We start from the raw sequence: 13,242 nt of genomic DNA, 5'->3' as shown, positions 1-13,242 counted from the left end.
GAGTTTTGCACATTTATTAAACAATTAAAACAGATTGTTTTAAATAATATTTTTGATACTTTCGATCATTTTATCTGCTAATTTATTCGCATTTTCTTCTGAAGTACTTTCTGTGTAAATACGAATAATTGGCTCTGTGTTCGATTTTCTTAAGTGAACCCATTCGGTTGGAAAATCTATTTTAACACCATCAACAGTGTTGATTTCTTCATTTTTGTAAACTTCTTGAATCTTCATTAACAATTCGTCTACGTTAATTTCTGGAGTTAATTCGATTTTCTTTTTTGCCATAAAATAAGCAGGATAAGATGCTCTCAATTCAGAAACTGGAATATTTCGTTCAGCTAAATGTGTCAAGAATAAAGCGATACCAACTAAAGAGTCGCGTCCGTAGTGTAATTCTGGATAAATAATTCCTCCGTTACCTTCTCCGCCAATTTTAGCTTCAACATTTTTCATCTCTACCACAACATTCACTTCTCCAACTGCTGAAGGTGAATATTTTTGACCATATTTCTCCGTCACATCGCGTAAAGCACGAGAAGAAGATAAATTAGAAACCGTTGCTGAAGGTGTTTTGGACAATACATAATCTGCCACTGCAACCAATGTATATTCTTCACCAAACATTTCACCCTTTTCATCTATAATCGCCAAACGATCTACATCTGGATCAACCACAATTCCAAAATCTGCTTGTTCATCAACCACCTTTTGACAGATATCGCCTAAATGTTCTTTTAACGGTTCTGGATTGTGTGGAAAATGTCCGTTTGGTTCACAATACATATCGTAATGAATCACTCCTAAGCGTTGTAACAACTTGGGAATTGCTATTCCTCCAGTCGAATTTACTGCATCAATTGCAACTTTAAAATTTTTGTTACGGATAGCTTCTGCGTCAACTAAAGGTAAAGATAAAATTTTCTCGATATGTAAGTCAATTGCATCATCAAATGTTTCGTAAAATCCTAAATTATCGACTTCTGCAAATGTATAATCGTCTTTATCAGCAAAAGCTAAAATTTGTGCACCATCTTCAGCAGAAACAAATTCACCTTTGGCATTTAACAATTTCAAAGCATTCCATTCTTTTGGATTATGAGAAGCTGTTAAGATTATTCCTCCATCTGCGTGTAAATGTGTTACCATTACTTCGACTGTCGGGGTAGTAGACAATCCTAAATCAACGACATTTATACCCAATCCCTGTAAAGTAGAACAAACTAATTGAGAAACCATTTGACCTGAAATACGAGCATCACGGCCAACAATCACTTTGTACTCTGATTGAGTTGATTGATTTTTTAACCATGTTCCGTAAGCAGCAGCAAATTTTACTGCATCAATGGGCGTTAAGTTATCTCCTGGCTTTCCTCCGATTGTTCCACGAAAACCCGAAATTGATTTTATTAAAGACATATAATTTATTTTATAAGTAATACAAAAATACAAAAAAGTTTTCTTATCTTTTTGGAACGATTTTAGTTAAGTTTTACTTAACATTATTTTACAACCTTTAAAAATATTATTAATTAATTATGATGACAACTTCATTTATTATGTTGACTATTACAGGAGTTTAGAGCTTCTTAGTTTACCTTGTTTTCGGGCTTATTTATGCAGGAATTGCAAAAGCCATCATGCCAGGAAAAGATCCAGGAGGTTTTTGGGTAACAGCTTTAATTGGTATTGTTGGTACTTATTTAGGAGCTTATATGCGAACTATATTAGGAATTTCTCATGATGGAGAAATAAGTTTCTTTAATCCATTTGATTGGATGTTCTCTATTTTAGGAGAGTTGATTTTACTATTTATTTGGAAAAAATTTTTAGCACCAATGTTTAATAAATAATTCGTTATTCTTTATAAAAAAAATCCTTTCGCAGTTTTGCGAAAGGATTTTTTTTATGTTTATTTTACAATGGAAGAATTGTTTTTTCGTACTTCTGATTAATCATAATAGCCGATGCTTCGTAAAAAGCTATAAATCCACAAATAATTCCAGTCCAACCAGCAAAATTTAGAATAGCTTCGTCACCCGTAAAGTTTGCAGCAGCCAATAAAAAGAATAATAAGGTTAATGATCCAAATAGTAATTTACCAACCAAACTACCTTTTAACGTTTGTAAAAAATTAATTAATGTAAAAAACCCCCACATTCCTAAATAGCAACCCATCGAATTTCCGTCGGCTTTTTCCACTCCAAACATTGGTGCTAACCAAGTAAAAACAAGTGATAACCAAAATGCTCCATAAGACATAAAAGCAATGCTACCAAAGTTATTTCCTTTTTTCCATTCCATCACTCCAGCTACAAACTGCGCTCCGCCTCCAAAGAAAACTCCCATTCCCATGATCATACTATTGACGGGAAAAAAACCTGCGTTATGAATATTTAGTAAAATTGTAGTCATGGCAAATCCATACAAACCAAGCGGTCCAGGATTTGCTGTTTGGTCTTTAATTGAGTAAATATTATTCATCTTATTTATTATTTAAAGACAATAATAATCTGAAAATAATAAATAAAAAACATTTTATTCAAAAAAAGTGTATTTTATACACTACAAACATTTCAAAAAGACACTAACCATTTTATTAACAATAGATTAACTATACAAAAACCTTACTGTCTTTAATGAATAAAAAATCCGTTAATTATTATTAACGGATTTTTAGAATGATCTTTTAGAAATTATTATTTCTTTTTATTTTTTTGTTGTTGCTCTTGCATCTCTTGAGCTTGCTTCATCATTTCTTGCATACGAGTAGCAAATTTACCTTGTTTTTTAGGTTTGGTTTTATTCGTTTCAATAATTTGATGAATTTTTGCTTCATGAATCATAAACCTCTTAATGTATAAGACGATAAAGATGTTAATCGTATTAGAAACTAAATAATACCATGATAGTCCAGAGGCGTAATTATTAAGGAATACAAAGAAGAAAACTGGCATTACATACATCATATATTTCATGAATTGCATATTTGGCATTCCTTCTTGTTGTGGCATTTGGAAGTTGTCCATAGATCCTGATACTTTAAAATAAACCATCATTGCAACGATATATAATAAAGCAAATACACTTAAGTGACCATTTAAGAACGGAACCCATTCTGGCAAACTGATGATATCATCATAAGCTGTTAAATCTTCTACGAACCAGAAAGGAGCACCTCTTAAGTCGATTAAGTTTGGGAAGAAACGGAACAACGCATAGAAAATAGGAATTTGTAGTAAAGCTGGTAAGCATCCTGCTAATGGATTAATTCCTGCATTACGATAAATAGCCATCGTTTCTTGTTGTTTCTTCATTGCATCTTTCGGATCTTTGTATTTTTCGTTGATTTCATTCAATTCAGGACGAACAACTTTCATCAATGCTGATTGACGGTATTGTTTGTACATAATTGGAGATAAAACCAATTTCACAACGATTGTCATCAAGAAGATTACCCATCCGTAAGTGATTCCTACAGAAGCTAACCATTTGAAAATATTCAAGAAGAAATATTTATTCAACCAACCAAATAATCCCCAACCAAAATCGATTAAGTTTTGGAATCCTTTGTCGTTGTAATCTTTCAACATTTTATAATCCAATGGAATAAAATCCCATGTGAATTTTGAATTGATTTCACTATTTTTTAAATCGATTTGAGAACTTAAATTGTAATGTTTACTATACGTTAAGTCTTCTTCAGCCGAATTGATAGATCCACCTTTTGTATTCTTGAACCCTTCGTCATTAGATAAAACTGTCGCAAAGAATTGTTGTTTATTTGCTACCCAAGAAATTGCTTCCTCTTCTTGCCATTCATCAGCTCCAAATAATTCGTATTCGATGTCTTTGTTTCCTTTGAACTGAAAATAAGTATGTGACCAATATTTCTCTTGATCTTTCCCTTTCTCTGTACTGAAACCGTCCATCGTCCATGCTAAATCGACTTTATTTTCTGAAGTAATATTAGATAAACCTTGAGTTTTTACTTCAAAATCAATCCCATAAGAATCGCCTAATGTATAGATGTATTGAATTTGACTATTTTCCGCATTGGCTGTAAACGTCACAATTGTATTGTTCGCATTTTTTTGCACCTGTGGTACAAATACCAAATCCGAAACATTAAGAACAGCTCCTTGTTTCGTTTTGAATGATAAGTTGAATTTACTTGATCCATTTTTTACTAAATGTAAAGGATCTTTGTTTCCATCTTTTTTCGCATCAAAAGCATCATAACCGATAATTTGAACATCAGCAATCTGAGCTCCTTTTGGCGAAAACTTAACTTTAAGTTTATCATTACTCACTTCAACATCTTTTGCTAATGTAGGATCTACAGTTTGAAAAGCTTGTGTTGTAGCTGTTTTGTTTAATTGTTCCTGTTTTTTTGCTTGCTCTTGCTTTTGGACTAATTCTTTCTTTTGAGCTTCGACTTGTTCTTCCGAAGGTCTGTTAAGATAATAGAATACGCCAAAAAGAATAGCAATTAAAATAAAACCAATCGTTTGGTTAAAATCAAATTTTTTCTCTTGTTGCATTTAATAAATCATTTTGTTTATTCAATAAAGAAGCTTCGATAAAACTTATAAATAAAGGATGTGGCGAAGCAACTGTACTTTTATATTCCGGATGGAATTGTACACCAATATAAAATGGGTGTTGATTATGTTCTAAAATTTCTACTAATTCTGTTTCTGGGTTTTTACCAACTGGGATAAAATTATGTTCAACAAATTCATCATAAAATTCGTTGTTAAATTCATAACGATGACGATGACGCTCTAAGATTTCTTCAGAATTATAAATTGCTTTGATTTTTGAATGCTCAGCTAATTCACATTTCCAATTTCCTAAACGCATTGTTCCTCCTTTATCCGATACATCTTTTTGATCTTCCATCAAACTAATGACTGGATAAGGCGTTGTTAAATCCATTTCTGCTGAATCTGCTTTTTCGTAACCTAATACATTACGTGCAAATTCGATTGCCATAATTTGCATTCCCAAACAAATTCCTAATGTTGGAATATTATTTCTTCGTGCATAATTTGCAGCAATTATTTTACCTAAAATTCCACGATCTCCAAAACCTGGTGCAATCAAAATTCCTGCAACACCTTTCAGTTGCTCGCCAACGTTGTCTTCTGTAATTTCTCCAGAATACACCCAACGAACTTTTACACTTGTTTCACAAGTTGCTGCAGCATGTACAAACGCTTCTGTAATTGATTTATAAGAATCATGTAACGAAACATATTTACCTACTAAAGCAATTTCAATTTCGTTTTTAGGATTTTTATGGTTTGATAAGAATTTGTTCCAAACTGTAAAATCTGGTTCTTGATCAGTTGGCAAATCTAAGCCTTTTAAAACAACTTCGTCAAAATTTTGTTCATGTAATAAAAATGGAACCTCATAAATTGTGTCTGCATCCATACTTTCGATTACGTTTTCTTTGCGAACATTACAAAATAATGCCAGTTTAGCTTTGACATCTTTTGGTAAATGATGTTCAGTTCTTGTCACTAAAATATTGGCATGAATACCATTTTCCATTAAAGTTCGAACAGAATGTTGTGTTGGTTTTGTTTTCAATTCCCCTGCAGCAGCTAAATATGGTACTAATGTTAAGTGAATTACTGAAGAGTTATGTTCACCTAATTCCCAAATTAATTGTCGAATTGTTTCGATATATGGTAAAGATTCTATATCACCCACTGTACCTCCAATTTCAGTAATGATGATATCGTAATCACCTGTATTACCTAATAATTTGATACGACGTTTGATTTCGTTTGTGATATGAGGAACAACTTGAACTGTTTTTCCTAAATAATCTCCACGACGTTCTTTTTCTATAACTGTTTGATAAATACGACCTGTAGTAACTGAATTAGCACGAGATGTAGCGCGGTTCAAGAAACGCTCATAATGTCCTAAATCTAAATCGGTCTCTGCACCATCTTCCGTCACGTAACATTCTCCATGCTCGTAAGGATTAAGTGTTCCTGGGTCTATATTGATATAAGGATCTAATTTTTGAATTGTCACTCTATATCCTCTAGCTTCTAATAGCATTCCTAATGAAGAAGCTACGATTCCTTTTCCTAACGACGATGTTACTCCTCCGGTAACGAAAATGTACTTTGGTGTCTTGTTTGTTTCCATTGAATTCTTTAAATCAATGGTTGCAAATTTATGAATAAATAATGGGGTAAAAAAAAGTGGGAGTGAAATTTAGAGAAATAAAAATAGGCAAGCGATCTACATCACACCGCTACGACCGTATACCTTTGCTACGTTCCCGTCCTGGAGGATTCAACAGGAGCTGGTTGTGTAGGACTTGCCTGATGCAAAGGTAAGAATGTTTTGATAAAATAAAAGTATTTTGAAGATTTTTTTTCTTCGTTTAACAATCGAAAGAACATTTCGTTTTCATTATGAATAAATTATATTAGAAAAAAAAATTACTTTTAACGAAGAAGATCAACCAATTCTTCTTGATTTTGAAGAATACATTTATTTATTTTTTTTTGTTTATTATAAAAAACATAAGTCATAAGAATCAAAATAAAAAGAGAAAAAACACCAACTAACTGGGCATTGAACAATGTTTTCTTGGTACTAACTTTGGCTTCGTGATTTAAAGATTGAACTGCTATACTAATGGTTTTGTTCTCGGAATTCAACACTTTTTTAGCATACAAAGTACTCAAGCTATCTGCTTTCTCGAATTGCTTCCATTCTTGTTGTGCAATACTATTCAACCCTATTAAACTATAGATATTTCGTTGCAAAACAGAATCATCAATATCACCCAATACAATTAATGCTTCATTCAGCTTTTTATTTGATGTTTCATAATTATTTAATTTAAAATAATATTCTCCTAACCCCTTTAAAAAATAAGCAATCAAGATTTTTGTAGCTGTTAATTTTGATAATTCGTAAGATGTGATAAATGATTTTTCAGCGGCATTCAAATCTGTTTTTAAATAACAATATCCTAAATTATAATAAATAACACTTTTATTAGAATTTGCAACAAAACTATTCTCTATTTCATTATAACTCCTAATGGCTTTGTTAAAATAATTTATTGCGCTATTGGTATTATTCAGATCTTTAAAAATCAACCCTCTTACGGTGCAATTATAGGCAACCGATTCTAATTTTTCCTGTTTATTTTCTAAATTCTGAATTGTTTTCTCAGCTTCATTCAAGTAAACAAGCGATTTATCATACAACTTTAAACTATGATAAATAGATGAAATCCGATGAAACGCAGCTACTTTTTGTCCTTTATTTTCTAAAACATTAACCAATTCATAGGTTTTATTCAAATGTTCCAATGCTTTCTCATTGTCTCTTAAATTAGAATATGCAGTAGATTTTAAAATGTAAATATCAACCAGCTGTTTAGCATTTATGTTTGATTGAGTTATCAAAACATCGATTTGTTTTATTGCTTGTTTTGGGTATTTATAAACATTTGTCTTGGCTTCTTCGTAAAGATTTTTAATTTTAATCGAATCACTTTGCGCAAAACCAATAAAACTACCATACAACATCAGCCACATCAATAGTATTTTTCTCATAATTCTGCTGTTCGACTTAAAGTGTTAATGAAAAGTGTTGGTGTAGTTCCTGTAAAAGTTTTAAATGCAGACACAAAACTACTGTGCGAAGAAAACCCCGCTTCTTCCGCTAAATAACTGATTTTATAATTCAAATAATTAGAATCGGTTGTCAACTTATTCAGTATATATTTTATTCTAAGTTCGTTTATATAAGTGTTGAAATTCTTTTTCTTATGACGATTAATCACCTCACTCAGATATTTTGTATTGGTATCAAGTTTAGATGCAACAAGCCTTAACGAAACATTTTTGGATAAAAATTTATTCGTTTTCTCAAAAGAATCTAACTTTTGCAAAAGCGCGTATTCTTTATCTTTAGACAACAAATCTGTTTTTTGCGAATATTTAGTTTCCAAATCAGCTTGTACAACTTCATTTTTAGATTCTTTTATGGTTTGTAAAATTGTAGTAACAACACCTAATTTTTCCTTTTTTTTGTTCAGAATATAACCATAAATAAGGATAGTTAAGAATAACACAACAAAGGAAAAAATGATAAGTCTTTGTAATAAATCTTCTGTTTTTTGCTGCTTTAATTGGATTATTTTTGATTGATGATAAAAAATTTCATTATTAATTTTCTGATTCATCAATAAATTCAACGTAGAAATGGAGTCATACTTTTCGCTATAATAATTAATTTCGTGAATAGAATGAGTTGCTAAATACAAGCTTCCCAAATTGTAATAAACATCGTTAATTAAATAAGGATGATTTAATTTCTTGGCCAAACTCAACGCAATTTTATAATGATTTAGCGCTTTATCTGTCTCCCTTTTATCAAAGTACAATTCTCCCAAATACAATTCTATTCTTGTTTTAAAATACAAACCAAGTGCATCATTTTGATTCAGATTTTGAAGTAATTGAAAGGCTTTATCATATTGATGATTTTTAAGATAAGCCTTTGACAAAATAAGTTTTTCCTCAATCGTCAATTTTTTTTTACCTAAAAACGTTTCAATACATTTCCCAAAATTTCCTTGATTAAAAAATTGTGAAGCCTTTATTGAAATTCCATTCTCTGAATGATTTTCAGCAATATATTTTTCAGAAAAATCATATAAATGATACTGTTGATAGATTCAATTCTGAATCATCAATTAGCTTTATATTCGATGTTTTTAATGCTTCCAGATTAGCAAGAGCAGCATTTTCTAAAGCTTTATCATTTTTCCCAGCATAAAAATGACCATAAGCTAAAAGCAGATAAGTTTCGGCAATATTTTTTTTATTATCCAAATTTCGAATCAAAAACTCTGCATTCGAAATAACTTCTGAAGGATTGTTGTATAAAACAGAATTATAATCATGTAAATATTCGTCTAAAGGCATCGTTTTATCATTCACTTCTACTATTAATAGAGACGAAGTGATGAGAGATACAGCTAAAAAAATATTTAAATAATGAAATCATTTACAAACAAAAATAATTTATTTCTTAATATAAATTACCTTTTAAATCATACAAAATAAACTATCATAGAATAAAGGATATATTTATCTTTGCAAAATGATTAGTTTTAATAAAATTTTCAAAAATTCATTAGTGCTGGCGGGAATTACCTTAGTATTGTTTTTTGCACTATACTTTTATTTCTCTCTTAACGGAACCGTTTCTGTACAAGATTATTACACCTACAGCTTCATGATTTGCTGTTTCGTAGTATTACCATTGTATGCAGTATACTGTTTCTTCACTATTTTCAATTTATCAAGAGCGAAAGCTAAAAATCATCAAACTTCAGAAGATTTAATGACCTTTAAAGAAGGATTCAAGATTGGTTTTTACACCATCTTCTTTGGTGGAATCATTAGTTTGATTGTCATCTTTGTATTTTTTAATACGTATGGTGAATGGGCTCAAGATAGTTTGAAACAAGGATTATTAGACACTTTTACATCAAATATGTCTGATCCTAAAATCGCAAAAGATATCGAAACATTTAGAAATTCAGATGATTATAAAACATTAAATTTATTTACTGTTAAAAACTTTTTTGGATTATTCTCAATTTTCTTATCTTTCTACATTGCAATTTCAGCAATGTTTTCACAATTCTTAAAAAAACGTGTTTTTTAACATATGAATATTTCAGTTGTTGTTCCTTTGTTGAACGAACAAGATTCCTTAGAGGAATTATTCTACAGAATCAAAAAAGTCTGTGAGCAGAATGATTTTACATTCGAAGTTATTTTCGTTGATGACGGAAGTACAGATGATTCGTGGCAAATTATCGAATATATTGCCAACTTCAATCCTGAAGTAAAAGGAATTAAATTCCGTAAAAATTATGGAAAATCTCCTGCATTAAGTGCTGCTTTCAAAGAAGTAAAAGGCGATGTTGTGATTACGATGGATGCCGATTTACAAGATTTTCCTGAGGAAATTCCGTCGTTATACAAAATGCTTAAAAATAACAAAGCAGATATTGTATCGGGTTGGAAAGAGAATCGTCAAGACAACAAACTGACAAAGAATCTTCCTTCAAAATTATTTAACGGTGTAGCACGCAAAACTTCGGGTGTAAAATTGCACGATTTTAACTGTGGTTTGAAAGCTTATCGTTGGGAAGTAACGCAAAATATCGAGTTGTATGGAGATATGCATCGCTATATTCCTGTTTTAGCTAAAAACGCAGGCTATTCTCGAATTATTGAGAAAAAAGTAAAACATCAAGCGCGTAAATATGGCGTTTCAAAATTTGGTGCAAATCGTTTTGTCAATGGTTTCTTAGACTTGATTACACTATTTTTTGCTTCAAAATTTGGGAATAAACCCATGCATATTTTCGGTTTATTAGGAACTTTGATGTTTATCTTAGGATTTTTTGCCTCTTTTTATTTAGGAATCGAAAAATTATACAAAGTTTATATTTCACATTCTCCTGCAAGATTAATTACAGACAGTCCCTATTTCTACATTTCATTGGTTTTTATGATTTTAGGAACACAGCTATTTTTGGCGGGATTTTTGGGCGAGTTAATTGTTCGTAACAACAGAGAAAAACAATTGTATTTAGTTCAAAAAGAATTGAATTTAAACTAATTAAAACCAACAACTATGAAAAAGATTATTTTATTAGGATTTTTAGGTTTAATTGCCACTTCTTGCTCATCGTCTATTGATGGAGAAGGCGTAGCAACAGCTCAAAAAGAATATACAGCTGACAACATCAAAGATTTGAGCGTTTCATGTAATTGTAATGTTATTTTAGTTCCAGGAAATACAACTGGAGTTAAAGTAGAATCGCACCAAAATATTATCGATAATTTAGAAGTTACAGCAAATAATCAAATGCTTTCAATCAAAGAAAAATCAAATGTAGACCAATACAGCGCTTATGATTTGTATGTTTATGTAACACGTGATTTAGAAAAAATTGATGTGAATAAACAAACTTCTTTGACCACTTCAGGAACATTAAATGTTGATGAATTAGAGATGAATGTCACAGATCAAGCGCGAATAAGTCAAACTTTTTTGATTACCAATGACTTTAATTTAAAAGCGGATGACCAAACTAATATCATGTTAGAAGGAACTGCAGGAACAATGAAAGTAAAAGCGTATGGAGAAGCAAAGTTAGATTTGTTTAAATATGAAGTGAATGAAGCTAATTTCACAACAGACGATAATGCTTTGTTAGATATCAATGCTCGTCAAACATTATATGGTGCTGCAAAAGGAAACTCAATCGTAAATTTCATGGGCGATCCAAACAAGGATACAAAAGTAACTGACCGCGCCCAGGTACTTAAAAAATAAAAACAAGAATGATTTCAAGTTTAGAAAATGCTCAATTATGGCTTTCTGACGCGTACGATGCGGAAACAAGAAAAGCTGTTCAAGATTTAATCGATAACAATCCAACCGAATTAGACGATTCTTTTTACAAAAACTTAGAGTTTGGTACAGGAGGAATGCGTGGAATAATGGGCGTTGGAACAAATCGTTTGAACAAATATACACTTGGTGCCGCCACTCAAGGTTTAGCAAATTATATCAATCAACAATTTCCAAATAAAGAGAAAAAAATAGCCATTGCATACGATGTGCGTCACAATTCGGATACGTTTGCAAAAATGGTTGCTGATGTTTTAACAGCAAACGGAATCAATGTTTACTTATTCGAATCTTTCCGTCCAACACCAGAATTATCGTTTACAGTTCGTCATTTAGGTTGCGATGCAGGAATTGTTTTAACAGCTTCTCACAACCCTCCTATTTACAATGGATACAAAGTATATTGGAATGATGGTGCGCAAATTGTTCCACCACAAGATGGTGAAATTATCAACGAAGTAAACAATGTAAAAGTTGAAGAAATTAAATTTCAAGGAAATGATACCTTATTAACTTACATTGGAAAAGAGATTGACGAAGCCTTTATTGATGCATGTGTAGCAAACGGTAGTTTTACGCAAGAAGGTAAACAAGATATCAAAATTGTATTTACATCTATTCACGGAACTTCTGTTGCCATTACACCAAAAGCGTTTGAAAAAGCTGGTTTCACACAAGTTCATCAAGTAGCTGAACAAGCAATTCCAAGTGGTGATTTCCCTACAGTAAAATCGCCAAATCCGGAAGAACCAGAAGCATTAACTATGGCGGTTGCTTTGGCAAACGAAATCGGTGCTGATGTTGTCATTGGTACAGATCCTGATGCCGATCGTGTTGGTGTTGCAACGCGTAACAATGAAGGTAAAATCGTTTTATTAAATGGTAACCAAATGAATACTGTTTTGGCTTATTATTTATTAGAAAAATGGCAAGAAGCTGGTAAATTAATTGGAAAAGAATTTATTGGTTCAACTATTGTAACGTCTGACATCTTCTATGATATCGCAGCAAAATTCAATGTTAATTGTAAAGTTGGTTTAACAGGTTTCAAATGGATTGCAGATATGATTCGTAAATTCGAAGGCCAAGAAAAATTTGTTGGAGGAGGTGAAGAATCATTCGGATTTATGGTGGGTGATTTTATTCGAGACAAAGATTCAGTTACAACAGCTTTACTGGTTTCTGAAATTGCAGCTGTACAAAAAGCAAAAGGAAGTTCTTTATATAACAAGTTAACTGAAATCTACCTTGAATTAGGAAAAGCATATCAAGAAGATTTAATTAGCATTGTTAAACCAGGAAAAGAAGGTGCTGAATTGATTGCACAAATGATGGTAGAATTCAGATCAAATCCTCCAAAAGAATTGGCCGGTTCTAAAGTTATTCGTGTAAAAGATTTCCAATCTTCAATCGACAAAAATTTAGTTTCTGGAGAAGAGAAAACGATTAATATCCCTCAATCAAATGTCTTAATTTTCTACACAGAAGATGGCAGTAAAGTAGCGTGTCGCCCTTCGGGAACAGAACCTAAAATTAAATATTATTTCTCTGTCAATGCTCCTTTAGCATCGCAAGAAGAATATACAACTGTTCAACAAAAATTATTAACAAAAATTGATTTATTGAAAGTCGATTTCAGTAAATAAATCTCAACTAAAATAATTCAAAAGCCATCTTTTCAGATGGCTTTTTTCATGATTATAAAATAACATGGTATCATTTAAAAAAGAATTAACTTTATGCAAC

At 31.4% G+C, this 13,242-nt stretch carries 12 protein-coding genes and 1 other RNA gene; 5 read left to right on the top strand and 8 right to left on the bottom strand.

Going from position 1 to position 13,242, the window contains the following annotated elements:
• Positions 1–39 precede the first annotated feature (39 nt).
• The gene (gene glmM, locus IF125_RS01655; RefSeq protein WP_225541306.1) at positions 40–1,422 is read right to left on the bottom strand and encodes a phosphoglucosamine mutase; all 1,383 of its coding nucleotides are present in this window, start codon (positions 1,420–1,422) and stop codon (positions 40–42) included.
• Positions 1,423–1,643: 221 nt separating this feature from the next.
• On the opposite strand from glmM, the gene IF125_RS01650 reads away from it, so the two are divergent.
• Positions 1,644–1,856 (top strand): GlsB/YeaQ/YmgE family stress response membrane protein, encoded by a 213-nt coding sequence (locus IF125_RS01650; RefSeq protein ID WP_225541305.1) that lies wholly within the window; start codon positions 1,644–1,646, stop codon positions 1,854–1,856.
• Between the two features lie 64 nt (positions 1,857–1,920).
• Here the strand turns inward: IF125_RS01650 and IF125_RS01645 are convergent, their stop codons facing one another.
• The 7 genes from IF125_RS01645 to IF125_RS01615 all read right to left on the bottom strand — a co-directional run bounded on the left by IF125_RS01645 (position 1,921) and on the right by IF125_RS01615 (position 8,984).
• On the bottom strand, positions 1,921–2,487 hold the full coding sequence (locus tag IF125_RS01645; protein ID WP_225541304.1) for an acetate uptake transporter: 567 nt from the start codon (positions 2,485–2,487) through the stop codon (positions 1,921–1,923).
• A gap of 215 nt (positions 2,488–2,702) precedes the next feature.
• On the bottom strand, positions 2,703–4,547 hold the full coding sequence (gene yidC / locus IF125_RS01640; RefSeq protein WP_225539830.1) for a membrane protein insertase YidC: 1,845 nt from the start codon (positions 4,545–4,547) through the stop codon (positions 2,703–2,705).
• Complete coding sequence (locus IF125_RS01635) at positions 4,525–6,177, bottom strand: CTP synthase (RefSeq protein ID WP_171623129.1); 1,653 nt, start codon at positions 6,175–6,177, stop codon at positions 4,525–4,527. The genes yidC and IF125_RS01635 overlap by 23 nt, the downstream gene beginning before the upstream one ends.
• Positions 6,178–6,259: 82 nt before the next feature.
• Positions 6,260–6,358, bottom strand: an RNA gene (ffs, locus tag IF125_RS01630) — signal recognition particle sRNA small type.
• A gap of 124 nt (positions 6,359–6,482) precedes the next feature.
• The gene (locus IF125_RS01625; protein WP_225541303.1) at positions 6,483–7,607 is read right to left on the bottom strand and encodes a tetratricopeptide repeat protein; all 1,125 of its coding nucleotides are present in this window, start codon (positions 7,605–7,607) and stop codon (positions 6,483–6,485) included.
• The gene (locus tag IF125_RS01620) at positions 7,604–8,563 is read right to left on the bottom strand and encodes an AraC family transcriptional regulator (RefSeq protein ID WP_225541302.1); all 960 of its coding nucleotides are present in this window, start codon (positions 8,561–8,563) and stop codon (positions 7,604–7,606) included. Before IF125_RS01620 ends, IF125_RS01625 begins: the two co-directional genes overlap by 4 nt.
• Positions 8,564–8,708: 145 nt before the next feature.
• Positions 8,709–8,984, bottom strand: coding sequence for a hypothetical protein (locus tag IF125_RS01615; RefSeq protein WP_225541301.1), 276 nt, complete (start codon positions 8,982–8,984; stop codon positions 8,709–8,711).
• Between the two features lie 178 nt (positions 8,985–9,162).
• Between IF125_RS01615 and IF125_RS01610 the strand changes: the two genes are divergently transcribed.
• From IF125_RS01610 to IF125_RS01595, 4 genes are read left to right on the top strand one after another with little or no spacing between them, the layout of a single operon-like run.
• Positions 9,163–9,732 carry a DUF4199 domain-containing protein gene (locus tag IF125_RS01610; protein ID WP_188319614.1) on the top strand — a complete coding sequence of 190 codons (570 nt, stop codon included), beginning with the start codon at positions 9,163–9,165 and terminating at the stop codon, positions 9,730–9,732.
• Between the two features lie 3 nt (positions 9,733–9,735).
• Positions 9,736–10,698, top strand: coding sequence for a glycosyltransferase family 2 protein (locus IF125_RS01605; protein WP_171623124.1), 963 nt, complete (start codon positions 9,736–9,738; stop codon positions 10,696–10,698).
• Positions 10,699–10,713: 15 nt separating this feature from the next.
• Positions 10,714–11,418, top strand: a complete 705-nt coding sequence (locus tag IF125_RS01600; protein WP_225541300.1) for a GIN domain-containing protein — start codon at positions 10,714–10,716, stop codon at positions 11,416–11,418.
• Between the two features lie 11 nt (positions 11,419–11,429).
• Positions 11,430–13,142, top strand: a complete 1,713-nt coding sequence (locus tag IF125_RS01595) for a phospho-sugar mutase (RefSeq protein WP_225541336.1) — start codon at positions 11,430–11,432, stop codon at positions 13,140–13,142.
• Positions 13,143–13,242 lie beyond the last annotated feature (100 nt).

Source organism: Empedobacter stercoris (assembly GCF_020281205.1).
GTDB lineage: Bacteria > Bacteroidota > Bacteroidia > Flavobacteriales > Weeksellaceae > Empedobacter > Empedobacter stercoris.
Note: the sequence above shows the minus strand (reverse complement) of the source record. Positions and strands in the feature narration are given on the sequence as shown.